General features: G+C 74.4%; 22 protein-coding genes and 1 riboswitch. Of the genes, 16 read left to right on the forward strand and 6 right to left on the reverse strand.

The features are described from left to right. Nucleotides 1-2: 2 nt before the first annotated feature. Nucleotides 3-1,235 (reverse strand): hypothetical protein, encoded by a 1,233-nt coding sequence (locus tag NFX44_RS09160; RefSeq protein ID WP_262283050.1) that lies wholly within the window; start codon nt 1,233-1,235, stop codon nt 3-5. Nucleotides 1,236-1,361: 126 nt separating this feature from the next. Here NFX44_RS09160 and NFX44_RS09165 point away from each other — a divergent pair, with 126 nt between their 5' ends. The 10 genes from NFX44_RS09165 to thiC all read left to right on the forward strand — a co-directional run bounded on the left by NFX44_RS09165 (nt 1,362) and on the right by thiC (nt 10,727). Beyond that, entirely contained in the window at nt 1,362-1,967 is a 606-nt protein-coding gene (locus NFX44_RS09165; protein WP_262283173.1) for a class I SAM-dependent methyltransferase, read from the forward strand. A 41-nt stretch (nt 1,968-2,008) separates the two neighbouring features. Next, on the forward strand, nt 2,009-3,685 hold the full coding sequence (locus NFX44_RS09170; RefSeq protein ID WP_262283051.1) for an ABC-F family ATP-binding cassette domain-containing protein: 1,677 nt from the start codon (nt 2,009-2,011) through the stop codon (nt 3,683-3,685). A gap of 21 nt (nt 3,686-3,706) precedes the next feature. Further along, the gene (locus NFX44_RS09175; protein ID WP_262283052.1) at nt 3,707-4,669 is read left to right on the forward strand and encodes an aldo/keto reductase; all 963 of its coding nucleotides are present in this window, start codon (nt 3,707-3,709) and stop codon (nt 4,667-4,669) included. 198 nt (nt 4,670-4,867) lie between these two features. Next, nucleotides 4,868-4,977, forward strand: a riboswitch (TPP riboswitch). Next, the gene (locus NFX44_RS09180; protein ID WP_262283053.1) at nt 4,972-5,598 is read left to right on the forward strand and encodes a thiamine phosphate synthase; all 627 of its coding nucleotides are present in this window, start codon (nt 4,972-4,974) and stop codon (nt 5,596-5,598) included. Its footprint overlaps the riboswitch before it by 6 nt. After that, on the forward strand, nt 5,592-6,680 hold the full coding sequence (gene thiO / locus NFX44_RS09185) for a glycine oxidase ThiO (RefSeq protein WP_262283054.1): 1,089 nt from the start codon (nt 5,592-5,594) through the stop codon (nt 6,678-6,680). Before NFX44_RS09180 ends, thiO begins: the two co-directional genes overlap by 7 nt. Further along, nucleotides 6,671-6,871 carry a sulfur carrier protein ThiS gene (thiS, locus tag NFX44_RS09190; RefSeq protein ID WP_262283055.1) on the forward strand — a complete coding sequence of 67 codons (201 nt, stop codon included), beginning with the start codon at nt 6,671-6,673 and terminating at the stop codon, nt 6,869-6,871. Before thiO ends, thiS begins: the two co-directional genes overlap by 10 nt. 4 nt (nt 6,872-6,875) lie before the next feature. Continuing rightward, entirely contained in the window at nt 6,876-7,646 is a 771-nt protein-coding gene (locus tag NFX44_RS09195) for a thiazole synthase (RefSeq protein ID WP_262283056.1), read from the forward strand. Then, nucleotides 7,643-8,332, forward strand: a complete 690-nt coding sequence (locus NFX44_RS09200) for a thiamine phosphate synthase (RefSeq protein WP_262283057.1) — start codon at nt 7,643-7,645, stop codon at nt 8,330-8,332. Before NFX44_RS09195 ends, NFX44_RS09200 begins: the two co-directional genes overlap by 4 nt. Beyond that, nucleotides 8,329-9,117 (forward strand): bifunctional hydroxymethylpyrimidine kinase/phosphomethylpyrimidine kinase, encoded by a 789-nt coding sequence (gene thiD / locus NFX44_RS09205; protein WP_262283058.1) that lies wholly within the window; start codon nt 8,329-8,331, stop codon nt 9,115-9,117. Before NFX44_RS09200 ends, thiD begins: the two co-directional genes overlap by 4 nt. A 17-nt stretch (nt 9,118-9,134) precedes the next feature. Continuing rightward, the gene (gene thiC, locus NFX44_RS09210) at nt 9,135-10,727 is read left to right on the forward strand and encodes a phosphomethylpyrimidine synthase ThiC (RefSeq protein WP_262283059.1); all 1,593 of its coding nucleotides are present in this window, start codon (nt 9,135-9,137) and stop codon (nt 10,725-10,727) included. Between the two features lie 45 nt (nt 10,728-10,772). Here thiC and NFX44_RS09215 read toward each other — a convergent pair whose 3' ends face one another. The 4 genes from NFX44_RS09215 to NFX44_RS09230 form a co-directional block, all read right to left on the reverse strand. Then, entirely contained in the window at nt 10,773-14,075 is a 3,303-nt protein-coding gene (locus NFX44_RS09215; RefSeq protein WP_262283060.1) for a hypothetical protein, read from the reverse strand. Nucleotides 14,076-14,150: 75 nt separating this feature from the next. Then, nucleotides 14,151-14,459 (reverse strand): cupin, encoded by a 309-nt coding sequence (locus NFX44_RS09220; RefSeq protein ID WP_262283061.1) that lies wholly within the window; start codon nt 14,457-14,459, stop codon nt 14,151-14,153. Further along, nucleotides 14,456-15,406, reverse strand: coding sequence for an LLM class F420-dependent oxidoreductase (locus tag NFX44_RS09225; protein WP_262283062.1), 951 nt, complete (start codon nt 15,404-15,406; stop codon nt 14,456-14,458). Before NFX44_RS09225 ends, NFX44_RS09220 begins: the two co-directional genes overlap by 4 nt. A 2-nt stretch (nt 15,407-15,408) precedes the next feature. Continuing rightward, nucleotides 15,409-16,194 carry an ABC transporter ATP-binding protein gene (locus tag NFX44_RS09230; RefSeq protein ID WP_262283063.1) on the reverse strand — a complete coding sequence of 262 codons (786 nt, stop codon included), beginning with the start codon at nt 16,192-16,194 and terminating at the stop codon, nt 15,409-15,411. A 286-nt stretch (nt 16,195-16,480) separates the two neighbouring features. On the opposite strand from NFX44_RS09230, the gene NFX44_RS09235 reads away from it, so the two are divergent. Both NFX44_RS09235 and NFX44_RS09240 read left to right on the forward strand, forming a co-directional pair. After that, nucleotides 16,481-17,509: an ABC transporter substrate-binding protein gene (locus NFX44_RS09235; protein ID WP_262283064.1), complete on the forward strand. Its 1,029-nt coding sequence runs from the start codon at nt 16,481-16,483 to the stop codon at nt 17,507-17,509. A 143-nt stretch (nt 17,510-17,652) separates the two neighbouring features. Continuing rightward, nucleotides 17,653-18,450, forward strand: a complete 798-nt coding sequence (locus NFX44_RS09240) for an ABC transporter permease (protein ID WP_262283174.1) — start codon at nt 17,653-17,655, stop codon at nt 18,448-18,450. A 52-nt stretch (nt 18,451-18,502) separates the two neighbouring features. Here NFX44_RS09240 and NFX44_RS09245 read toward each other — a convergent pair whose 3' ends face one another. After that, entirely contained in the window at nt 18,503-19,684 is a 1,182-nt protein-coding gene (locus tag NFX44_RS09245; RefSeq protein WP_262283065.1) for an ABC transporter substrate-binding protein, read from the reverse strand. Nucleotides 19,685-20,131: 447 nt separating this feature from the next. Here NFX44_RS09245 and NFX44_RS09250 point away from each other — a divergent pair, with 447 nt between their 5' ends. The 4 genes from NFX44_RS09250 to NFX44_RS09265 all read left to right on the forward strand — a co-directional run bounded on the left by NFX44_RS09250 (nt 20,132) and on the right by NFX44_RS09265 (nt 24,615). Further along, nucleotides 20,132-23,185 carry a sensor histidine kinase gene (locus NFX44_RS09250; RefSeq protein WP_262283066.1) on the forward strand — a complete coding sequence of 1,018 codons (3,054 nt, stop codon included), beginning with the start codon at nt 20,132-20,134 and terminating at the stop codon, nt 23,183-23,185. Then, nucleotides 23,182-23,589, forward strand: coding sequence for a roadblock/LC7 domain-containing protein (locus tag NFX44_RS09255; protein ID WP_151463699.1), 408 nt, complete (start codon nt 23,182-23,184; stop codon nt 23,587-23,589). Before NFX44_RS09250 ends, NFX44_RS09255 begins: the two co-directional genes overlap by 4 nt. A 65-nt stretch (nt 23,590-23,654) precedes the next feature. Next, nucleotides 23,655-24,017, forward strand: coding sequence for a DUF742 domain-containing protein (locus NFX44_RS09260; protein WP_091262733.1), 363 nt, complete (start codon nt 23,655-23,657; stop codon nt 24,015-24,017). Beyond that, nucleotides 23,998-24,615, forward strand: coding sequence for an ATP/GTP-binding protein (locus tag NFX44_RS09265; protein WP_151463698.1), 618 nt, complete (start codon nt 23,998-24,000; stop codon nt 24,613-24,615). Before NFX44_RS09260 ends, NFX44_RS09265 begins: the two co-directional genes overlap by 20 nt. Nucleotides 24,616-24,630 lie beyond the last annotated feature (15 nt).

Raw genomic sequence — 24,630 nt, forward strand, 5'->3', positions numbered from 1 at the left:
GCTCAGTTGCGGGTGCTGTCCTGGCCGGCGGTGCCCTCGGTCGGACCGTCGGTGGGCTGGCTGGCCATACCGCCGCTGGCCCGATGCTCCAGCACGCCCCGGTTCAGGTAGACCTCGATCATGTCGTACAGGATGTCCCGGGCCTTCGTGTCGCCGGAGCTGATCCGTTCCCCGTCGGCCCGGGTGACGACGCAGTAGGCGAGGTAGTGGCCGCGGACCTGCCAGCCGACCCGGGCGGCGGCCGTGGCCACCACCTCGGTGTCCTTGTCCGCCGCCATGCCGCGGAACCGGCCCTGCCGTTCGTCCAGCATCGGGCGGATCCGGTCGCGCGCCCGCTGCGCGCTGGCCACGTCGGTGAGGTTGAACAGGCCGGCGGTGAGCAGGTGGTCGCCGTCGGGGGAGCGGAGGGTGGCCCGGACCACCTGGTTGCAGCCGAGACGGACCAGCAGGTCGGCGATCTCGCCGGTGGCCGCGACCGCGCAGCTGGCGCTGGAGTGCGTCTTCAGCACCCGGTATGCCGGCTGCCCGTCGGCCACCACGAGCTGCTGGCCGGGGAAGACCTCCTTGGCGGTGAGCGCCGCCTGGTCGGTGTCCCGGGAGTCCAGGTCGGTGCCGTCGGGGGCGGCGGACTGCTCCACCACCGGCTGGCTGCTCTGCTGGCTGGCCGGTGGCGTGGCGGTCCGGTCCTCCAGGAGGGCGGCGACGGCCAGCCCGGTGAGGGCGAGCAGCATCAGCACGGCGGCGCCGCCGATCAGCACCTGCCAGGCCCGGCCGCCGCGCCGGCGATCGGCCCGGCGGGACCGGGTCAGGTCCAGCGGATCGGTGGTCCGGACGATCGGGTCGGCCGGCGTCGACGTCGTGGGGGTCGACGCCGCGTGGGTCGATGCCGCGTGGGTCGATGCCGCCGGCCTCGGCGCCGCGGCCGGCGTCGGCTGCGGTGCCGGTGCCGGTGGCGCGGGCGATGGCACGGCGGGCGTGGGCTGCGGCACGGGAGCGGGCTCCCGGGGCGGTGCGGGCCGGCTCGGCGCCGGAGCTGGGGGCGCCGGGGCCGGCGCCCGGGCGACGTCGGCGGCCGGTCGGGTGGGCCGGACCGGTGGCGGCAGCGACGGGGTGGGGAAGCGGGACGGCGAGGGACCCGCAGGCGGAGCCGCCGCGTCCCCGGGCACGGACGGGTCCGACCCGGGCCGCGGGTACTCCAGGAAGGCGTCCTCATCGGACTCGTACCGATACACCATGTTGGCTACAGTAGGGGCCATTGTCCCTTTCGTGGGTAATATCGGCAAAATCTCGCGGAGTGGCGTCCCGTCCTGCCCGCCGTACCGTCGCGGGCGCCGCTCCCGGCCGGTGCGACAATGCCCGACGTGACCGGCGACCACTACTTCACCGCTGAACCCACGACCCCCGCCCAGCCGCGCGAGGTCGAGTTCTCCGTCGCCGGGCGCGACTACACCCTCGCCTCGTCCGCCGGCGTCTTCTCCGCCGCCCGGCTGGACCCCGGGACCGCGGTGCTGCTGCGCAAGGCCGACCTGCCCGCGTACGACGCCACCGGTCCACTGCTCGACGTCGGATGCGGCTTCGGGCCGATCACCTGCGTGCTGGCCAGCAGCGCGCCGGCCGCCACCGTCTGGGCGGTCGACGTCAACCAGCGGGCCCGCGACCTCACCGCCGCCAACGCCACCCGGGTCGGCGCTGCCGACCGGGTCCGGGTGGCCGCGCCCGACGACGTACCCGCCGACGTCGAATTCGCCGAGATCTGGTCCAACCCGCCCATCCACATCGGCAAGGCGGAGCTGCACGAGCTGCTGCGGCGCTGGCTGCCCCGGCTCACCCCGGACGGGGTGGCCTGGCTGGTCGTCGCCCGGCACCTCGGCGGCGACTCGCTGCACCGCTGGCTGGTCGAGCAGGGCTGGCGGGTCGAGCGGCACGCCAGCCAGAAGGGCTACCGGGTGCTCCGGGTCACCCGGTAATCCGGTGTCGCTCGCCCCCGCCCCTCGGGGAGGATGCCCGCGTGGGATACGTGGACGTGGCAGGGGTCAGGCACATCCTCCCGGACGGCCGGGAACTCTTCGCCGAGGTGTCGTTCCGGGTCGGTGAGGGCGCCAAGGTGGCGCTCGTCGGCCCCAACGGCGCCGGCAAGACCACCCTGCTGCGCATGGTCGCCGGCGACCTGCCGGTGAAGACCGGCGCCGTCGCCCGCGCCGGCGGGCTCGGCGTGATGCGCCAGTTCATCGGCATGATCGGTGACGAGTCGACCCTCGCCGACCTGGCGCTGTCGCTCGCCCCGCCCGCGCTACGGGACGCAGGTCGCCGCCTCGCCGACACCGAGGCGGCCATGCGGGCGGCCGAGGTCCGCGGCAAGTTCAGCAGCGCCGCCGGCAAGGCGCAGCTCGCGTACGCGGACGCCCTGGCCGCCTGGGGCGAGACCGGCGGGTACGACGCCGAGGTGCTCTTCGACACCGTCGCCACCATCGTCCTCGACCTGCCCTGGGACGCCGCCCGGGAGCGACCGGTGCGGACCCTGTCCGGCGGCCAGCAGAAGCGGTTCGCGCTGGAACTGCTGCTCCGCGGCCCCGACGAGGTGCTCCTCCTCGACGAGCCGGACAACTTCCTCGACGTACCCGGCAAGCGCTGGCTGGAGGCCCGGCTGCGCGAGTCCGGCAAGTCCGTGCTCTACGTCTCGCACGACCGGGAACTGCTCGCCCAGACCGCCGACCGGGTGGTCGCCGTGGAGGGCGGCAGCGCGTGGGTGCACCCGGGTGGCTTCGCCAGCTGGCACGAGGCCCGCGTCGCCCGGCACGCCCGACTCGACGAGCTGCGCCGCCGCTGGGACGAGGAGCACCAGAAGCTGCGCGAGCTGATGCTCATGTACAAGCAGAAGGCCGCGTACAACGACGGGCTGGCCTCCCGCTACCAGGCCGCGCAGACCCGGCTGCGCAAGTTCGAGGAGGCCGGGCCGCCGCCCGTACCCCCGAAGGAGCAGGACATCCGGATGCGCTTGACCGGCGGGCGGACCGGGAAGCGCGCGGTGATCGCCGAGCAGCTCGAACTGGACGGCCTGACCTACCCCTTCGACCTGGAACTCTGGTACGGCGACCGGGTCGCGGTGCTCGGCGCGAACGGGACCGGGAAGTCGCACTTCCTGCGCCTGCTCGCCCGCGGTGGCACCGACCCGGACCCGGCCAACATCCCGGTCGACGGGGCGAAGCTGACGCCCGTGGCGCACGGCGGCCAGGTGCGCCTCGGCGCGCGGGTCCGGCCCGGCCACTTCTCGCAGACCCACGACCGGCCCGAGCTGATGGAGAAGACGCTCGTCGACATCCTGTGGCGGGGCGACGAGCACCGGGCCGGCATGGACCGGCACGCGGCCATGGCCGCACTGTCCCGGTACGAGCTGGCCGGGCAGGGTGACCAGCGGTTCGGCACCCTCTCCGGCGGCCAGCAGGCGCGCTTCCTCGTGCTGCTGCTGGAGCTGTCCGGGGCGACCCTGCTGCTGCTCGACGAGCCGACCGACAACCTCGACCTGGCCTCCGCCGAGGCCCTCGAAGCGGGGCTGGACGCGTTCGCCGGGACGGTGGTGGCGGTCACCCACGACCGGTGGTTCACCCGCTCCTTCGAGCGGTTCGTGCTGTTCCGCGGCGACGGTGAGGTGGTGGAGACCCCGGAGCCGGTCTGGGACGTCGGGTGAGGGCGCGCCGACCGGCATAGGGTGGATCTCGTGACTGAGATGACCTACCGCCGGCTCGGCGACTCCGGACTCGTGGTGTCCGTCGTCGGCATCGGCTGCAACAACTTCGGCCGCAAGCTCGACCTCGACGGCACCCGCGCGGTCGTGGACGCCGCGCTCGACGCCGGGATCAACTTCTTCGACACCGCCGACATCTACGGTGAGCCGCAGGGCAGCTCCGAGGAGCTGCTCGGGCAGGCGCTCAAGGGCCGCCGGGACGACGTGGTGGTCGCCACCAAGTTCGGCATGGACATGCACGGGTTGAACGGGCCGGACCACGGCGCCCGGGGCGCCCGCCGCTACATCGCCCGGGCGGTCGAGGCGTCCCTGCGCCGCCTCGACACCGACCACATCGACCTCTACCAGATGCACGAGCCCGACCCGGGCACCCCGATCGACGAGACCCTCGCCGCGCTGGACGACCTGGTCACCGCCGGCAAGGTGCGCTACCTCGGCAACTCGAACTTCGCCGGCTGGCAGATCGCCGACGCCGACTGGACCGCCTCCTCCCAGGGCCGCACCCGCTTCATCTCCGCGCAGAACCACTACTCGCTGCTGGAGCGGAGCGTCGAGGCCGAGGTGATCCCGGCGTGCGAGCGGTTCGGCCTCGGCATGCTGCCGTTCTTCCCGCTGGCCAACGGCCTGCTGACCGGCAAGTACAAGCGGGACGAGGCCCCGCCCGCCGGCAGCCGGCTCTCCGGCGGCGGCCGGTACGCCGAGCGCCTCGCCGCCGCCGACTGGGACACCATCGAGGCCGTCGAGGCGTACGCGGCCGAGCGCGGGATCAGCATGCTCCAGGTGGCCATCGGCGGGCTCGCGGCCCGGCCCGCGGTGACCTCGGTGATCGCCGGCGCCACCACGCCCGAGCAGGTACGCGCCAACGCCGAGGCGGGCACCTGGCAGCCCACCGACGAGGACCTCGACACCCTCGACGCGATCCTCTGACCGACCCCACGCTGCCCCGGCCCGCCTCTCCGGCTGCCGGGGCAGCATGCTGTCCGCCCCCGGTCACACCGTCTGAACGGACAGCATGACGTGAGTGAGAGGTCACGCGCTGTCCCCGTGCTCCATCTGGGACGGTCGGTGGGAAATTCCCCATCCGCCCCTTGGCGGATCCGCGCCCACGTCGTACGGTAGGCCCGCAAGTGACCCACGGGAGCCCGGTGCCACCGGGCTGAGAGGGGGGCTGGAAGCCCCCGACCGTCGAACCTGATCCGGGTAATGCCGGCGCAGGGAGGAGAGTTGCCGTGCCGTCCCTGGGACGACTGCATCTGATCACCGACACCCGGCCGGGGCGGGAGCCCCTCGCTGTGCTGCGTGCCGCCCTGCCGGTGGCCCGCGCCGAGCTGGTCGTCCAGGTCCGGGTGGAGGACGACGCCACCGATCGGGAGGCGTACGAGCTGGCCGGCCGGGTGGTCGGGCTGTGCCGGCCGTACGGGGCGACGTGCCTGGTCAACGACCGGCTGCACGTGGCGCTGGCGGTCGGCGCCGCCGGGGGCCACGTCGGCGCGGAGGACCTGCCGGTGGCGGCCGCCCGCCGGGTGCTCGGCGTCGGCGCCGTGCTCGGCGCGACCGCGCGGGAGCCGGGCGGCGCCGCCGCGGCGGTCGCCGCCGGGGCCAGCTACCTGGGCGTGGGCCCCTGTCACGCGACCACCACCAAGTCCGGCCTGCCCGAGCCGATCGGCCCGGCCGGGCTGCGCGCGGTGGCCGGTGCCGTGGACGTGCCGGTGATCGCCATCGGCGGGGTGACCGCCGCGTCGGTGCCGGCGTTGCGGGCCGCCGGGGCGTACGGGGTGGCGGTGGTCGGTGCGCTGTCCGGCAGCCCCGATCCCGGCCGCACGACCGCCGAGCTGATCGAGGCGCTGGCGTGCTGACCCGACCGGACGTCGCCATCGTGGGGGCGGGACCGGTCGGGCTGGCGATCGCGTGGCGGTGCGCGTCCCGTGGGCTGCGCGTGACCGTCCACGATCCCGCTCCCGGCTCCGGGGCCTCGCACGTCGCCGCCGGGATGCTCTCCCCGGTCGCCGAGGCGTACTTCGGTGAGCACGAGCTGACCGCCCTGCTCGCCGAGTCCGCCGCCCGCTGGCCCCGCTTCGCCGCCGACCTGGCCGAGGCGGCCGGCGCCGACGTCGGCTACCGGGCCGACGGCACCCTGGTGGTCGGGCTCACCGCCGACGACCTGGCCGAGGCGCGGCGGCTCTGGTCGTACCAGCAGGGGTTGGGACTGCCGATCACGCTGCTGCGCCCCTCGGAGCTGCGCGACCGCGAGCCGGCGCTGGCCCCGCGCGTGCGTGGCGGCGCGGTCGCGCCCGGCGACCACCAGGTCGACCCGCGCCGGCTGGTCCCCGCGCTGCGGGCGGCGGCCGAGCGGGTCGGCGCGGTGCTGAGCCCGGCCCGGGTCGGCGCGCTGTCCGAGGTGGACGCGGAGGTCACCGTGGTGGCGGCCGGCTGCGGCGCCGCCGCGCTGACGGGGGTGCCGGTCCGGCCGGTCAAGGGCCAGGTGCTCCGGCTCCGCGCGCCCGGTCGCGGCGCGCCGGACTTCCGGCACGTGATCCGGGGGTACGCCGACGGCGAGTCGGTCTATCTCGTGCCCCGGGACAGCGGCGAGGTCGTGGTCGGGGCGACCGTCGAGGAGCGCGCCGACACCGAGGTGACCGCCGGGGCGGTGCTCCGGCTGCTCCGCGCCGCCGTCGACCTGGTGCCGGAGCTGGCCGAGTACGACCTGGTGGAGGCGACCGCCGGGCTGCGCCCCGGCACGCCGGACAACGCGCCGATCATCGGGCCGCTGCCCGGCCGGCCCGGCGTGCTCGTCGCCACCGGGCACCACCGGCACGGCATCGTGCTCACCCCGGTCACCGCCGACCTGGTCACCGAGCTGATCGTCACCGGCGAGCCGGACCCGATGCTCGCCCCCTTCACCCCGGACCGGTTCGGGAAGGAGCCCAGGTGGAACTGATCGTCAACGGCGCGGGACGGGACCTGCCCGGTGGCTCGACAGTCGCCGACGTGGTCCGCGCGGTCACCGCCCAGGAGCGCGGCCTCGCGGTCGCGGTGAACGGCGAGGTGGTGCCGCGCGGCGGCTGGGCGGCTGCCGTGCTGCGCGACGGCGACCGGGTCGAGGTGCTCAGCGCCGCCCAGGGCGGGTGAGCCGATGTCCTTCGCGATCGGTGGGGTGGCCTTCGGCTCCCGGCTCATCCTCGGCACCGGCGGCGCGGGCAACCTGCACGTGCTGGAGCAGGCCATCCGCGCCTCCGGCACCGAACTGGTCACCCTGGCGCTGCGCCGGGTGGACACCGCACCGGCCGCCGCCGGCGGCCTGCTCGACCTGCTGGACCGGTGCGGGGTACGGCTGCTGCCGAACACGGCCGGCTGCCACACCGCCTCCGAGGCCGTGAAGGTGGCGCAGCTGGCCCGGGAGGCGTTCGACACCGAGTGGGTGAAGCTGGAGGTGATCGGCGACGAGCGCACGCTGCTGCCCGACGGGGTGGAGCTGCTGCGCGCCGCCGAGGAGCTGGTGGCCGACGGGTTCACGGTCCTGCCGTACACCTCGGACGATCCGATCCTGGCCCGGCGGCTGGCCGACGTGGGCTGTGCGGCCGTGATGCCCGCCGGCGCGCCGATCGGATCCGGGCTGGGGGTCACCAACCCGCACCACATCCGGCTGATCCGGCAGGGGGTCGACGTGCCGGTGATCCTCGACGCCGGGATCGGCACCGCCTCCGACGCCGCGCTCGCCATGGAGCTGGGCTGTGACGCCGTGCTGCTGGCGAGCGCGGTCACCCGGGCCGTCGACCCGGTGGCGATGGCGACCGCCATGCGGCACGCGGTCGAGGCGGGGCGGCTGGCGTACGGGGCGGGCCGGATCGCCCGCCGCTTCCACGCGCTCGCCTCCACCCCCGACGAGGGGAGGCCGGACCTGTGACGGCACCCGCTTCCGTCGCTCTCGGCGCGCGGCCGGACCGCACCCTGCCGTCGGGCGTCGTGCTGCTGACCGACCGGCGGCTGGCGCGGCGGCCGCTGGCCGAGGTCGTCGAGGCGGCCGTGGCCGGGGGAGTGCGCTGGGTGGTGCTGCGGGAGAAGGACCTGCCCCGGGCCGAGCGGGCGGCGCTGGCCGCCGAGCTGCGCGCGATCCTCGCCGACGCCGGCGGCCGGCTCATCGTCGCCGGGCCCGACCCGCTCGACGGCGACGCCGTGCACCTGCCCGCCGCCGGCCCGTACCCGCCACCGGCCGCCGGACTGGTCGGTCGCTCCTGCCACGACGCCGCCGAGCTGGCCCGACTCACCACGGAGGACTACGTGACCCTGTCGCCGGTCTTCCCGACGCGGACCAAACCCGGCTACGGCCCACCCCTGCACCCCGCCGGGCTCCGCGAACTGATCGCGACCAGCCGCGTCCCGGTGCTCGCCCTGGGCGGCGTCGAAACCCCGGCACAGGTCCGGGAGTGCGTCGCGGCCGGCGCCGCCGGGGTGGCCGTGCTCGGCGCCCTGATGCGCGCCGAGGACCCCGCCGAGGTCGCCGCCGCGCTCACGGCGGCCCACGAATTCGCTGGTCGGGCCGGTCACGGGGCGGCCCGACCAGCCCCCACCGCAACCAGGGGAGAGCCATGACGCCGACGACCCTGCTCACGATCGCCGGATCCGATTCGGGCGGTGGCGCCGGCATCCAGGCCGACCTCAAGGTCTTCGCCGCCCTCGGGGCCTACGGCACCAGCGTGATCACCGCGGTCACCGCGCAGAACACCCGGGGCGTGGACGCCGTGCTGCCCCTGCCCCCGCAGACCGTGCGCGACCAGCTCGACAGCGTGCTCGGCGACTTCACCGTCCGCGCCGTGAAGACCGGCATGCTCGGCACTCCCGCGGTCGCCGACGCGGTGGTCGAGGCGGCGAAGGCGGGCCGCCTTCCCCACCTGGTCGTCGACCCGGTGCTCGTCGCCACCAGCGGGCACCGGCTCGGCGTGGTGTCGGCCGTCGAGCGGCTGCTCCCGTACGCCGAGGTGGCGACGCCGAACTGCGCGGAGGCCGCGGCCCTCACCGGACGCCCGGTGACCACGGTCGAGGAGCTGGTCGCGGCCGCCGAGGCGCTGGCGGCCGCCGGCCCGGCGCACGTGGTGGTGACCGGCGGCGACGTGGACGCGGCCGGCGAGTCGGTGGACGTGCTGGCCGGCGGCGGCGCGACCACGCTGCTGCGCGCGCCCCGGGTGCCGACCCGGCACCACCACGGCACCGGCTGCTCGTTCTCGGCGGCGATCGCCGTCCGGCTGGCGGCCGGTGACCCGGTGCCGGTCGCGGTGGCCGCCGCCAAGGAGTACGTGAGCCGCGCGTTGACCGGCGCGCGGCACTGGGAGCTGGGCGCGGGACACGGCCCGCTGGACCACTTCGGCTGGTCCGCATGAGCGACAGGGAGGCTGTCATGCACGCACGTCGCAAGGTCTGGGTCGAGGGGTCACGTCCGGACATCCGGGTGCCGTTCGCCGAGGTGGTGCTGACCGGGGACAACCCGCCGGTCCGGCTCTACGACACCTCCGGCCCGGGATCCGAGCCGGAGGTGGGGCTGCCACCGCTGCGCGGGCCATGGATCGCGGCCCGCGGGGACGTCGCACCCGTGCGCGGCGCCGGCACCCCGCTGGCCGGCGGGGACGGTCGCGGGCCCACGCAGCTCGCGTACGCCCGGGCCGGCATCGTCACGCCGGAGATGGAGTTCGTGGCGATCCGGGAGGGGGTCGCGCCGGCGTTCGTCCGGGACGAGATCGCGGCCGGCCGGGCCGTGCTGCCGCTCAACGTCAACCACCCGGAGTGCGAGCCGGCGATCATCGGCAAGGCGTTCCTGGTCAAGGTCAACGCCAACATCGGCACCTCGGCCGTGACCTCCTCGGTCGCCGAGGAGGTGGAGAAGCTGACCTGGGCCACCCGCTGGGGCGCGGACACCGTGATGGACCTGTCCACCGGCAAGCGGATCCACGAGACCCGCGAGGCGATCGTGCGGAACTCGCCGGTGCCGATCGGCACCGTCCCGATCTACCAGGCGCTGGAGAAGGTCGGCGGGGACCCGGTGAAGCTGAGCTGGGAGGTGTTCCGCGAGACGGTGGTCGAGCAGGCCGAGCAGGGCGTCGACTACATGACGGTGCACGCCGGGGTGCTGCTGCCGTACGTGCCGCTGGCGGTGGACCGGGTGACCGGCATCGTCTCCCGCGGCGGCTCGATCATGGCGGCCTGGTGTCTGGCGCACCACGAGGAGAACTTCCTCTACACCCACTTCGAGGAGCTGTGCGCGCTGCTCGCGCAGTACGACGTGACGTTCTCGCTCGGCGACGGGCTGCGGCCCGGCTCGATCGCGGACGCCAACGACGAGGCGCAGTTCGCCGAGCTGCGCACGCTCGGCGAGCTGACGAAGGTCGCCTGGGCGCACGACGTGCAGGTGATGATCGAGGGCCCCGGCCACGTGCCCATGCACAAGATCAAGGAGAACGTGGACCTCCAGCAGGAGTGGTGCCACGAGGCGCCGTTCTACACGCTCGGCCCGCTGACCACCGACATCGCGCCCGCGTACGACCACATCACCTCGGCCATCGGCGCCGCGATGATCGGCATGTTCGGCACCGCCATGCTCTGCTACGTCACCCCGAAGGAGCACCTCGGGCTGCCCGACCGGGACGACGTGAAGGCGGGCGTGATCGCGTACAAGATCGCGGCGCACGCGGCCGACCTGGCCAAGGGCCACCCCGGGGCGCAGGCCTGGGACGACGCGCTCTCCAAGGCCCGCTTCGAGTTCCGCTGGGAGGACCAGTTCAACCTGGCGCTGGACCCGGAGACCGCCCGGTCGTACCACGACGCGACGCTGCCGGCGGAGCCGGCGAAGACCGCGCACTTCTGCTCGATGTGCGGGCCGAAGTTCTGCTCCATGAAGATCACCCAGGAGCTGAAGGACTACGCGGCGCGCGGCATGAAGGACAAGTCCGAGGAGTTCGTGGCCGGCGGCTCGCAGGTCTACCTGCCGCTCGCCTGAGCGCCGCCGGGGGCCGGGCCGCTGGTCGACCCGGCCCCGGCAGGCTCAGTCGCGGTGGTGCCGGCCGGTACGCAGCGACCGGGCGTCGTCCGCGTTGTCGTCCGAGGCGAGCCCGGCGACCCAGTCGACGTACTCCTCGTCCTGGGCGGCGAGCGGTTCGGCTTCGCGGTCGACCTCGCCCGGCTCGGCACCCTTGCCGCGGTTACGTCGGAACAGGCTGCGCCGGGCCTTGGACTTCCCGCCGGCCGCCTCGGGGTCCGCGCCGGCCCCGGACCCGTCGGCGTGCCGGCCGCCGGATGCGCCGCCGGTCGCCTCCGGGACCGGACCGTCCCAGGCCGGAAGGACCGGGCTGGCGACCTCCGGGGCCCGGTCGGTGGCGCCGCCGGCCTCGGGGCCGGTGGTCTTCGGGAGCCGGCCCGTGGTCTCCGGGGCCGGACCGCTGGAGTCGGTGTCCGCCGGGACCGGGCCGGTGGGGGCGGTGGTGTCCGGGGTCCGGGGGGTGGGCGGCGGGGCGGTCGGGCCGGCGGGGCGGGCGCTGGCGAGGGCTTCCCAGCCGGTGCTCCGGCCCAGGTCGGGCAGGGCCCGGTGCCGGGGACGTGGCGCCGGCTCGGGCCGGGCGGGGCCGGCAGCCGGGGCGCCCTCGGCGCCGGCGTCCCGACCGGCGGCCGGGCCGTCCGGTGCTGCCGGCTGCGTGCCACCGCGCGGGGTGACCGGCCAGTTCGCGGCGGGCGCGACCGGCCAGGCCGGCCGGACGTTGCCCGGGGTCACGTCCTCGAAGATCGGGATCCGCGGCCGGGGTGACGCCGGGGGCTCGGGCAGGTCGGCCGGCACCGGCTCCGGGTCGAAGAAGAAGCTCCGCCGCTCGCCTGCGGCCGGCGTGCCGCCGCCGCTCGGGTTCGCCTCCGCCGGTGCCGGCGCCCCCGGCACGTCCGCGGGCCGCGCCGTCCCGGGCTCCTCGGCGCCGGTCGACGGGGTCTGCGCGGTGGTGGCCGGGATGCCTTCGGCCGGCGTGGAGGGGTGGTCGGGCCCGCTTCCGGCCGGCTCGGCGGCGGTGCCGTCCCGCCTGCTTCCGGCTCGCGCGGAGGTGCCGTCCACCGTGGCGGTGACCGGCGCAGCCGTGGTGTCCGCGGTGGTCGCGGTCGGCTCGGTGGTGCTGGCGGGTGCGGTGGTCGGGGTCGGCTCGGGCGCCTGGTCCGGGGCCGTCCGGGTGGTACGCGGCTTGCGGGTGCGCTTCGCGCGGCCGGCCGGAGCCGGCGCGGCCGTTGTGGAATCACTCGCCTCGGCCGCTGCCGCCGTGCCGGGGGCGCCCGCCAGGGTGGCATCGTCCGCCGATCGGGCCGCCGACGGAGCGTCGTCCGCCGGTCGGGCCACTGGCCGAGCGTCGTCCGCCGGCCGGGCCGGCGAGGGCGTGTCGTCCGCCGAGCGGGGCGTGGGTGTCGAGGAGGCGGCGGCGCGGCTCCGCCTGGATCGCGTCGGCCGCGTCGGAGTGGCCGTCGGCGCCGGCTCGGCGGGGACGGCCTCGGCCACCTCGGGCTCCGCCGCCGCTTCCGTCCGGTCCAGCGCCGGACGCGGCGCGACGGCCGAGGATTCGGTCCGGCCCGTGGTCCTCGTGGCCGCCGGGAGCACCGGCTCCGCCGTCGGCCCGGGAGGCGTGACCGGTTCCGCTGCGACGGCCGGTGCCTCGGTCCGGCCGGTGGCCCTCGTGCCCTCGGTGTGCGCTGCCGCCGGGAAGGCGGGCTCCGCCGGCGGGGTGGGACGCGTGACCGGCTCCGGTCCCGCCGGCGGGGTCGGGCGGCCGGCGGCGAGCACGTCGATGGCCGAGGTCCGCCGTCCCGGGGGCGGCGACCCGGGCAGCTTCCCGAGGCTGGTGTCCTCGGACGGCCGGTCCGGACGTGGGAAGTCCGAGCCCTGCTCCGGGGAGGGGGCGGACGCGGTCGGCTCGTCGAAACCGTGGCCGTCCGAGGTCACCTCGTGGGCCACGCCCGGCGCGACGGCCGCCGTCGCGGACGGTCCGTCCGGGGCCGGCGCCAAGTGCCGCGCGGCGATCTCGTCGGCCGTGCCGGGCCATGCCGGGGTGCCGGGCGCGACGGCCGGCCTGTCCGCACCGTGCGCGTCCGGGGCCGGACCGCTCGCCCCGGCGGCGTCGGAGGGAGGTGCCGCGTCGAACCGGTGTCGCATCGAGCCCGGCCGGGTCGCGTCGCGCTCGACGGCGAAGCCCGGCCCGTGCACCGGTGTCGCCTCGTCCGGGTCCGCCGGCCGCTCGGGGGCGGGACGACCCTGGGGCCGGCGGGTGAGCCCGGCCGGTACGGGTGCCGGGGTGAGCCCGCCGGCGGCCGGCCAGTCCCAGTGGGCGGGGCTGGGGGCCCCGGCGGGGCGCACGGGCAGCGGGGCGGCGGAAGCCGGGTCGGCCGGGTTGGGCGGGTCCGGAGTGGCCGGCGACGGCGGCAGGGCCTGGAGGATGTCGGTCGGTTCGATGGCGCCGGGCTCGTCGGCCGTGGTCACCGGTCGGGGCAGCACCGTGGTGGCGGTCGAGCCGAGCGCTCCGGCGGCGACCGCGATGAGCGCGCCGTAGTAGGGCGCGAGCTGGTAGCGGTCGGCCGCGGTGCCGGGGCCGGCGGTCAGGTAGGCGAAGGCCAGCAGGACCGGGCCGGCCGCGCCGGCCGCGCCGCCGACCAGCGGCAGGTAGCCGGCCCGGCGGGCCAGCGCGCCGACCGCCGCGCCGGCCAGCAGGGCCAGGGTGGGCAGCAGCAGCATGGCCAGGCGCTCGGCCGTGGCCGCATCCAGCCAGGACGGTTCGAGGACACCGAGACGTACGGTGGGCAGCGTGCCGGCCGACGCGACCGACGGCGCCACGGAGATCAGGGCGAGCAGCCAGACGGCCGCGGCGGTGAGCGCGATGCTCCAGCCGAACGGTGGCTTGAGCAGCACGGCGATCGCCGCGCCCGCCCCGACCACCGCGCCGAGGATGGCGCAGATGCCGACCGCCCACACCGGGTCGACGGTGCCGCCGAGCTCGGCGGCGCGGGCCGGCTGCATGCAGAGCGGGGCGACCACGATCGCGCCCAGCCCGCTGACGCCGGCGATGGAGAGCAGCTCGGTGGTGCCGGCCGGGGAGTCGTCCCGGCGGGCGAGGCGTTCGGTGAGGACGGCCCCGGCGACCGTGGCGACCGCGGCGAACCAGCCGACCCAGGCGAGCTGGGCGGGCCACCGGTTCACCGAGTCGTCGACGAACGCGCCGTCGAGGCGTACGGCGCCGAAGCCGTACGCGATGCCCAGCTGGCCGGCCCCGGCCAGCACGCTCACGCCGAGCGCCGTGAGCAGCAGCCTGCCCCACGTCCGAAAGGCCATGTCGGGCACGTTACGGCCCGGTGCACCCGATCGCCACCTTGCCACCCGTGGCGCGGCGAGATGGCGTCGGCGTGGCTACTTCAGCTCGACCAGCCGGGCCAGGTACGTGGTGTCGCCGACGTTGGTCAGCATGTGCACGGCGCCGGGGTCGCGGTAGACCACCCCGCCGGTCGGCTCGTCGGCGTCGATGGTGGTGCCGTCGATGGTCTGCACCACGTTCTTGGCGCCCTGGACCGCCACCACCAGGTACGGGTGGTCGTGCCGGTGCAGCGGCTGCCGCTCGCCCGGCTCCAGCCGGATGTGCCAGACGCGTACCCGGTCGTTCTCGAAGACGATCTCCTGGCCCACCGGACCGAGTTCGACGTCGGCGGAGAGGTCGGTCATCGTGGTCCGCCCAGCTGGGGGAGCACCTCGGCGGCGATGAGCTCCACGTGGTCGAGGTCGTCGAAGTCGATCAGCCGCAGATGCACCCGGGTGGCCCCGATCGCGGCGAACTCGCCGAGCCGGTCGACGAGCTGAGCGGGGGAGCCGACCACCGGGTCCTCCGGCGGGAGCGCGCTCTTGACGTGCAGCGGCGCGGCCCGGCGCTGCGCCTCCGCGTCGGTGCGCCCGATGGCCACCACGATCCCGGCGGAGAGCACGAGCGGCGCCCGTTCCGACGCGGCGCGGCCGGTCCGGTCGCACGCCTCGCGGACCCGTTCGTACGCGGCGGCCGTGTCGGCGACGGTCTTGAACGGCATGTTGAATTCGTCGGCGTACCGGGCGGCCAGTTCCGGGGTGCGCTTCGGGCCGCGGCCGCCGACGATCACCGGCGGGCCGGGCTGCTGCACCGGCTTGGGCAGCGCGGGCGCGTCGACCAGCCGGTAGTGGTCCCCGGTGAAGCTGTAGGTCTCGCCGAGCGGGGTGCGCCACAGCCCGGTGACGATCTCCAGCTGTTCGGCCAGCCGGTCGAACCGCTCGGTGACGGCCGGGAACGGGATGCCGTAAGCGGTGTGTTCGCGCTCGAACCAGCCGGCGCCGATGCCCAGCTCGACCCGGCCGCCGCTCATCTGATCGACCTGGGCGACCATCACGGCCAGCGGCCCGGGCAGCCGGAAGGTGGCCGAGGTGACCAGGGTGCCGAGCCGGATCCGGGAGGTCTCCCGGGCCAGCGCGGCCAGCGTCAGCCAGGCGTCGGTGGGGCCGGGCAGCCCGGGCTCGTCGCCCATGGCGCGGTAGTGGTCGGCCCGGAAGAAGCCCTCGAAGCCGGTCTCCTCGACCAGCCGGGCGAACCGGAGCTGGTCGTCGTAGCTCGCACCGCGGTGCGGCTCGGTGAAGACGGACACCCGCATGGTCAGACTCCTCCCGCGACGACGCCCTCGGTGGCGTCGCGCTCCATCAGCAGTTCGTGCAGCTCGGCGCTGATCCGGGCCACCTCGGCCAGGTGCGCGTGGCGGCCCAGGGTGCGGGGCCGGGGCACGGCCACCTCGACGACCTCGCGGATCCGGCCGGGGCGCGGGCTGAGCACGACGACCCGGTCGGCGAGCAGCACCGCCTCGTCGATCGAGTGGGTGACGAAGACGATTGTCGCCTTCGTCTCCATGTGCACCCGCTGGAGTTCGCCGGAGAGTTCCTCGCGGGTGAGTGCGTCGAGCGCGGAGAAGGGTTCGTCCATGAGCATCACCCGGGGCTCGCCGATCAGCGAGCGGCAGAGCGAGACCCGCTGCTGCATGCCGCCGGAGAGCTCGTGGGGGAGGCGCTTCTCGAAGCCGCCCAGCCCGGCCATCTCCAGCAGTTCGCGGGCCCGGTCGCGGTGCTTGGCCCGGCTCCAGCCGAAGATCTCCACCGGCAGCAGGACGTTGTCCAGAACGGTGCGCCAGGGCAGCAGCGCGGGCCGCTGGAACAGCATGGCGACGTCCTGGCGGGGCTTCGTGATCGGCGTGCCGGCCACGGTGATCTCGCCCTCGGTGACCGGGAGCAGGCCGGCGACCATGCGGAGCAGGGTGGACTTGCCGCACCCGGAGCGGCCGAGGACGGCCACGAACTCACCGTCGGCGACGTCGAGGTCGATGCCGCGCAGCGCCTCGACCCGCCCCGAGCGGCCGTCGAAGGTGCGGGACACCCCGGACAGTCGGATCATCTCCCGCCGGCTCCCTTCCACAGTCGCTGTCGTGAGCCGGGCTAGCGTAGCGGGCAGGCGTCCTTATAGCACCATCCAGGGTGGACGTCAGTCTCCTTTCCGTCAGGCACTTTCGTTTCCGTTCCGCAACCCGTACGCCCGCCTGACGTCATCGGCCTTCTCGTACGCTGTTGCGCGCGAAGAGTCCCCTCACGACGGTCCCGTCGGCGCCCCCTCCTGCCGACACCGTCGGACCCACGACCCGACCGGGCGAACATGCCCTGGTCGGAAAGGACATGGTGCACTGATGAGAAGGCTGACCCGTACGGTCGCCGCCGCCGCGCTGTCCACCGCCCTCGCCCTCGTCGGCGGTTGCAGCAGCGACTCGGACAAGTCGGAGGACGCCAAGGGCGGCAACGGCGCGGCGCTGGAGAAGGTGACCTACCTCACCTCGTTCGGCAACTTCGGCCGTGACTCCTATGCCTGGGTGGCGAAGGAGAAGGGCTTCTTCAAGGAGGCCGGCTTCGACGTCGACATCAAGCCCGGCCAGGGCACCGGTGGGGTGGTCCAGGTCGCCGGGGGTCAGGCGGACTTCGCCCCGGTCGACCTGACCGGCGCGATCCTCCTGTACGCCAACGGTCAGGCCAAGGACTTCGTCGCCGTGGCGGCGATCCAGCAGCGCACCATGGCCGCCATCGCCACGGTCGAGGGCAAGAACATCGCCACTCCGAAGGACCTCGAGGGTAAGAAGCTCGCCGACACCCCCACCTCCGTCGTGCGCATGCTCTTCCCGACGTACGCCAAGCTGGCCGGCATCGACGCCAGCAAGGTGACCTGGGTCAACGGTGAGGCGCAGGGTCTCATCGGCATGCTCGGCTCGGGCGCGGTCGACGGCATCGGCCAGTTCGTGGTCGGCCAGCCCACCATCCAGACGGTGACCAAGAAGACGCCGGTCGTGCTGCCGTACAGCAACGTGATGCAGGACCTCTACGGCAACGTGCTGGTCACGTCCAGCAAGATCGCCAAGGAGAAGCCGGAGATGGTCAAGCGCTTCACCACGGCGCTGCTCAAGGGCCTGGATTACTCGCTGGCCCACCCGGAGGAGGCGGGCGAGATCCTGAAGAAGAACGTGCCGGCCGCCAACCCGGCCGCGGCCGCCGCCGAGCTCCAGCTGATGGCCGCGTACGTCCGTTCCAACAACTCCGGCACCGCGATCGGCACCGTGGACAACGAACGGGTGGCCAAGACCATCGCCCTGCTCCAGGGCGCGGGCGCGCTCAAGCAGAATCTCACCCCCGACCAGATCATCGACTTCAACCTCGCGCCGAAGGCCTGACCGGTCGGCTCGGGCAACGGGGGTGCGGCCCGCCGGGACACCCGGCGGGGCGCACCCCCTTCGCGTGCCGGTCGTCGCGCCGGCCGAGAGAGGAGGACACGTTGACGCAGTTGACCGGGACCCGCACCGGGGCGCCGGCACCGGTGGAGCCCGCCACCGCTCCGCGCCGGCTCGTCGTACGCCCGGCGGCGGTGGGCCTGCCGGCGCTCGGGCTGGTCATCGCGGTGGCCGCCTGGTGGTTGGTCACGTCGGGGCTGCATCTGGTCCACCCGGCCGCGCTGCCCCCGCCGCAGGCGGTGTGGCGTTCGCTGGTCGGCACCACCGACGTGCTGCTGCCGGCGTTGGGCATCACCACCTGGATGACCCTGCTCGGCTTCCTGCTCTCGTCGCTCGCCGGGGTGCTGATCGGGATGGCGCTGGCCGCGTCCAGCCGGGTGGAGCGGATGTTCGCCCCGCTGCTCGTGGCGGTCAACGCGGTGCCGAAGATCGCCTTCGGCCCGCTGCTGGTGATCTCGGTGGGCTGGGGGCAGAAGCCCATCCTGACCATGGTGTTCCTGCTCTGCTTCTTCCCGATCGTGCTCTCCACGGCGACCGGGCTGACCACCACTCCCGCGGACCTGGCCGAGCTGGGCCGCTCGCTGAACGCGTCCTGGTGGCAGGCGTTCCGGAAGGTCCGCTTCCCGGCCGCGCTGCCGCAGATCTTCGTCGGGTTGAAGGTGGCCATGCCGCTGGCCGCGATCGGCGGGGTGATCGGGGAGTTCTACTCGGACCGGCCGGGGCTGGGCTACCAGATCCTCCAGTACAACGGCGCCGGCGACACCGCGACCGCGTGGGCGGCGATCGTGCTGGTGGCGGTGATGAGCATCGTGCTCTACTCGGCCCTCAGCCTGGTCGAGCGCCTGGCCCTGCCGTGGGTCCGCGCCACCACCTCGGCCCGCTGACGGCTGCTCCCGGCAGGAGGCGTCTCCGCCTCCTGCCGGGAAGCCGCCGCGACTAGCCGGCCAGGCGCCAGCGACCGCCGCGGGCGACGAGCGTGGTCAGCGCCTGCGGCATCAGGCCGGAGTGGTTGTCCGGGGTCATCCGGATCGGCCCGGAGAGGCCGTCGAGCTGCGCGGTCTCCAGGACCTCGCGCAGGGCGCCCCGGTCCACCTCGCCCGGCTCGCCGCCGGCCCGCAGTTCGGCGTCGGCGATGAGCTGGACGGCGTCGGCGGCGAACGACGAGAAGCCGTTGTAGCCGCCGAACCGGGCCGTGTACTCCTGGAACCACTGCCGCCGGGCGGCCTTGGCCGGGGTGGTGGCGATGACGTCGTCGATCACCATGGTCTGGGTGAAGATCAGGGTGGTCTGCTCGGTGGACCGGGCGGAGGCGCCCAGGAAGAGGTCACCGGCCGCCGAGGCGTCGAAGAAGAGCGCGCCCGGGTAGCGGCCCTGTCGGGCGGTGGCGGCCGCCAGGGACGCCTGCTCCGGCGGGGTCCAGACGACCATCGCGTCGGGCTTCTTGGCGGTCAGGTTGGCGATCTGGGTGCTGACCTCCGTGTCGGTGGTCCGCACCGACTCGGCGCGGGTCAGTTTGATGTCGGCCTTGTCGAACTGGCTGTCCAACGCGGCCAGCCCCTCCTCGCCGTACTTGTCGGCGCTGTGCAGCACGGCCACCTTGCGGATGTTGCGGCGGACCAGCTCGGTGGTGAGGGCCGCGGCGCTGTCCGCCGCATTCGGCGCCAGCTTGAAGACATAGCGGCGTTCGGCGACGGGTTCCGTGACCTCCCCGGAGGAGGCGAGCGCGATGGTGGGAATGAGCTTCTCACCGATCGTGCGGGCGGCCCCGATCGCACATTCGTTGCAGCCGCCCATGATGATGGCGCTGACCCGCGAGTCAGCGCTGAAATCGTTGATGTTCCGCAACGATTCCGCGGCGTCGGAGCGGTTGTCCTTCACCTTCAGTTCGATCTTCCGGCCACCCAGCGCGCCGGAGGAGTTCAACTGCTCCTTCTTCAGTTCCAGGGCCCGCTGGTAGACCTTGCCGATCGATGCGTAGGCGCCGGACAGTTCGAGGTCCGCGGCGATCACGATCGGACTGGTGTCCCGCGGTTCCCCGCCGATCCCGCAGCCGGTGAGCGTGGTGGCCAGCACGGCCGATGCGAGCACCGCGATGCTCGCGGAGCGGATGGGGCTCAACTCAGTCCTCCAGGTGCGGCGCGGGCCAGCGCCCGACCACCGCCGCTCGTCCGTCCTCAGTGGAGGATCGGGATTGGTGTGCCGTACGGTGTGCGCGAAGCCTGCAAAACCTTGCCAATGCCGGGCCCTGTGGTCAAGCGCGGATGCCGGGAGTCGTTTCGGGACAGCCGTCCCACATGCTGGGGACACGGAACGTTAACCGACAATTACTGCGCAGATGCATCCGACCACTCTGGAGTGACATGCCCTGTTCAGGGGGCTGGAGAAAAGAAGGTATTAGGTGATCGGATCACGGGTTGCGTCAGCCCCGACCGTTTCCTGCCTCACTGCCGCTTCCCAAACAGGATCTCGTCTGATGAAATCGCGGCCGTGCCGCGCGTGGCGCTGGCCGCTGCACCAGGCACGGGTCGGCGGGTCAAGCGTGGAAGAAACGACGGAGGCGATGTCGTGAGCACCGGACCTACGACCCTGCCCGAGAGCCCCGACGCCGATGGGCGGAACCGGCGCCGGCGCCTGCCTCGGCTGCGTGACGCGCGGATCCGCTCCAAGCTCGCCCTCATCCTCGTCGTCCCGGTCGCGGCCGTCATCGCACTGGCAACTATCCGACTCGTCTCGGTCGGCGAGGGCGCGTACGAGGCCAACCGGATCCGGTCGCTGACCGCGCTGTCGATCGACGTCTCGGCGCTCACTCAGGACCTGCACAAGGAGCGGATGGCGGCGGCGTCCTTCCTGGTCGCGCCCAACCAGAAGCCGGACGCCTACAACCTGCGGGTCCGCAGCACGGACGAGCGGATCGCGGCCTACCGGGACGAGCGGGGCAGGCTCGGCGACGTGCCGGCCTCGGTGCGCGACCGGCTCAAGGTGATCGACGACCACCTGGCGACGCTCAACGGCACCCGCCAGGAGGTGCTGGACCGGCAGCAGATGCCGGTCTCCGAGGCGAGCCTGCGCTACGGCATCATCCTCGACGACCTCGTCGCGTACGGCGACACGCTGGCCCAGCAGCCCGGCGCGGAGGCCCTGGCCGACGCCCGCCGCGCGGTGGCCGCCTTCGCCCACGCCAAGGCGGAGGTCGCCGAGGAGGAGGCGGTCGCCTTCACGGCGCTCTCCGCCGGCCGGATCGACGAGGAGCAGTTCTCCTCCTTCGTGGCCACCCTGACCGGCCAGCAGGAGGCCCTGCTGTCCTTCTCCCGGGCCGCCGAGCCGGCCCAACGGTCCCTGGTGGACCGCACCGTCTCCGGCGACGCCGTGCTGCTCTCCGACCGGGTCGCCAACGACATCTCCCGCTCGGTCGGTCAGGTCCCGCTGGTCACCCGGGACGAGGCCGCCGCGGCGGTCGGCGCGGTCGGCGACCTGATGCGGTGGGCCGAGATCCAGCTCCAGGACGAGCTGCTCGCCGACGCCGACGCGGTGCGCTCCGACGTCATCCGGCAGGCCGTCGTGGAGAGCCTGCTGGTGCTGCTCACCCTGGCGATCGCCGTGACGCTGGCCGTGGTGCTGGCCCGCTCGCTCAACGACTCGCTGCGCCGGCTGCGCGAGGGCGCGCTGGCGGTGGCGAACCACGACCTGCCCGATGCGGTGAGTCGGCTGCAGAACGTCAACGCCATCGGCGACGGCGGCGTGGACGAGATCGTCCAGCAGGTCCGGGACCCGATCAAGCTGACCAACCGCGACGAGGTCGGCCAGGTGGCGTCGGCGTTCAACGTGGTCCACCGGGAGGCGGTCCGGGTGGCCGCCGAGCAGGCCGCCCTGCGGACCAGCGTCTCGGCGATGTTCCTCAACCTGGCCCGCCGCTCGCAGAGCCTGGTCGACCGGATGATCGGCGAGCTGGACGCGATCGAGCGCAGCGAGGAGGACCCGAAGCGACTGGCCCAGCTCTTCGAGCTGGACCACCTGGCCACCCGGATGCGCCGCAACGACGAGAACCTGCTGGTGCTTGCCGGAGCCGACTCGGCCGTGCCGCGCCGCGACGACGCGCTCCTGGTCGACGTGCTGCGCGCCGCCCAGTCCGAGGTGGAGCTCTACAACCGGATCGAGTTCGGCACGGTCGACACCGACATCTCGGTCGCCGCGCACGCGGTCAACGACGTGGTCCGTCTGGTCGCCGAGCTGCTGGACAACGCCACGCGGTTCTCGCCGCCGAACACCATCGTGGTGGCCGACGGCCGCCGGATCCGCGACTACGTGCTCATCCAGGTCGAGGACCGCGGCCTCGGGCTCAGCGACGAGCAGCTCGACTCGCTCAACCGCCGGCTGGCCGCCCCGCCCACGGTCGACGTGGCCGCGTTCCGGCTGATGGGTCTGGCCGTGGTCAGCAGGCTCGCCTCCCGCTACGGGATCCGGGTCGAGCTGCGCCGCAACGTCGAGGGCGGCACCGTCGCCCAGGTCACCCTGCCGAACGCCACGGTGGTGCTGCCGGCGAACCGGGGCCAGGCCCCGCTGACCCGCCCGCGCCAGCCGCTCGCCGTCGAGCAGTCCCCGCTCAGCCAGGTGGGTGCCTCCGACGCGCTGGCCGGCGCGGGCCGGGCCGGCACGGCCACCCTGGCCGACCAGTGGCGCAGCACCGCCACGCCGCCGCCCGCCCGCTGGCAGGCGCCGGCCGAGGCCCGGGATACCGCCCCGGCCGTCCAGCTCGGCGCGACCGGCGCGCTGCCCACCGTGCCAGCGCCGGTCGCCTCCGCCCCGCCGGCCCCCGTCGCCCCGGCCCCGGTCTCCGGCGCCGGCTGGTCGGCGGGCGGGCCGACGGTCGCGCACCCCGCGCTCGACCCGCTGCCCCACCGGACGCCGGGCGGCGAGGCGGCGACGGGCGCCCCGGCGGCGCCGCCGGCCTACCAGCCGGCCGCACCGGCCCCGGCCGTCGAGCCCACTCCGGCGGCCCCGGCGGCCCCGGTGGTGGCCCGCTCGGCCCGCCCGGCCGAGGCGCCGATCTTCCGGGAGATGGAGGCGGTGTGGTTCCGCTCGCACGGCGAGGACGAGACCACCATCTTCACCCGCCCCCGGTTCGACGAGGAGCCGCCGCCGGCGCAGCCCGCCGCCGCCGCGCAGCCCACCGCGGTCGCGCAGCCCGCCGGCGCGTCGCCGCTGCCGAAGCTGCCGACCCGCACCCCGGGCGCCCAGGCGGGCGGGCTCAGCACGCCACCGCCGTACACCCCGCCGGCGGTGCCGTCCCCGGCGCCCGCCGCGGCCGTACCCCCGCCGGCACCGACACCGCCGCCGATCGACCCGGAGGCGTGGCGCACGGCGGCCGATGAGGGGTGGTCGCGGGCCAGCAAGGCCGCGGAGCCCAGCAACGGCGGCACCACCCGTTCCGGCCTGCCCAAACGGGTGCCGCAGGCGCAACTCGTGCCCGGCGGTATCGAGCCGAAGGGCAGCCGGGCCTCCGCCCGGCGCACCCCGGACGAAGTACGTGGCCTGCTGTCGGCCTACCACCGCGGTGTCCAGCGGGGTCGGACGGCCGGCGCGGACCTGAACAGCACCTCGACCAAGGAGACGAACCGATGAACAGGCCAGCGGCCATGCAGGACATGGGTTGGCTGCTCACCAACTTCGCCGACAGCGTGGCGGGCATCGCCCACGTGGTGGCGGTGTCCGCGGACGGGCTGCTGCTCGCCTCCTCCCGCGACCTGCCGACGGATCGGGCCGACCAGCTCGCCGCGATCACGTCCGGCGTGGTGAGCCTGACCGAGGGTGCCGCCCGGATGTTCAGCGCCGGCGGGGTGCTCCAGACCGTCATCGAGATGGACAGCGGATACCTCTTCCTCATGTCGATCAGCGACGGCTCGTCGATGGCCGTACTGGCCGCGCGGAGCTGCGACGTCGGTCAGGTGGGCTACGAGATGGCGCTGCTGGTGGAACGGGTCGGCCAGGCGCTGGTCCCGCTTCCGAGGGACGCCGTCCGGCCCTGACCGGCCGTCCGGTGACCTGGTGATCCGGAGCCCGTCGGCTCCGTACGAGGGGAGGTGATCGCGAGATGGAACCACGACGAGATCCGCGTGGCGCGCTGGTGCGGCCGTACGCGGTCACCCGTGGCCGCACCGAGCCGTTGCAGAACATCGCGCTCGAGGCGGTGCTGTCGTGCACGCCCACCCAGTCGGCCGAGGCGCGGTTCGCCGGGCACGACAAGTACCGCATCGCCTCGGTCTGTGAGGGCCGGGCACAGTCGCTGGCGGAGATCGCCGCTTACACCCGGATGCCGCTGGGCGTCACCCGGGTGCTGGTCGCCGACATGGTGGCCGAGGGCCTGCTGACGCTACACACTGCCGCTCCCGCGACGGGGTTCGCGGCGCGCATGAACCTGCTTGGAAGGGTGCTAAGTGGACTTCGCGAACTATGACCCCGCCGGGGCGAACCGCAGCCGGGAGATCATCTCCGCGAAGATCGTCATCGCGGGCGGCTTCGGGGTGGGCAAGACCACCCTGGTCGGCGCGATCTCCGAGATCCAGCCGCTGACCACCGAGGCGCTGATGACCGCGGCGGGTGTCGGCATCGACGATCCGTCGAAGGTGCCCGGCAAGGAGACCACCACGGTCGCCATGGACTTCGGCCGGATCACCATGGCCGAGGACCTGATCCTCTATCTCTTCGGCACGCCGGGCCAGACCCGCTTCTGGTTCATGTGGGACGAGATCATCCGGGGTGCGGTGGGCGCCGCAGTGCTGGTGGACACCCGCCGGATCACCGACGCCTTCGCGCCGCTGGACTACTTCGAGAACCGGAACCTGCCGTACGTGGTGGCGCTCAACCGGTTCGACGACGCGCCGCAGTACGAGCTGGAGGAGGTCCGCGAGGCGCTGGCCATCTCGCCGGACGTGCCGCTGGTGATGTGTGACGCGCGGCGGCGCGAGTCGGTCAAGCAGGTGCTGGTGACGGTGGTCGAGCACGCCATGCTCCGGCTCCAGGCCGAGCACGGCTTCGCGGCGCCGGTCGGCTGACGCGGCGCCGGCTGC

The organism is Micromonospora sp. MA102, assembly GCF_025460765.1.
Taxonomy (GTDB): domain Bacteria; phylum Actinomycetota; class Actinomycetes; order Mycobacteriales; family Micromonosporaceae; genus Micromonospora; species Micromonospora halotolerans.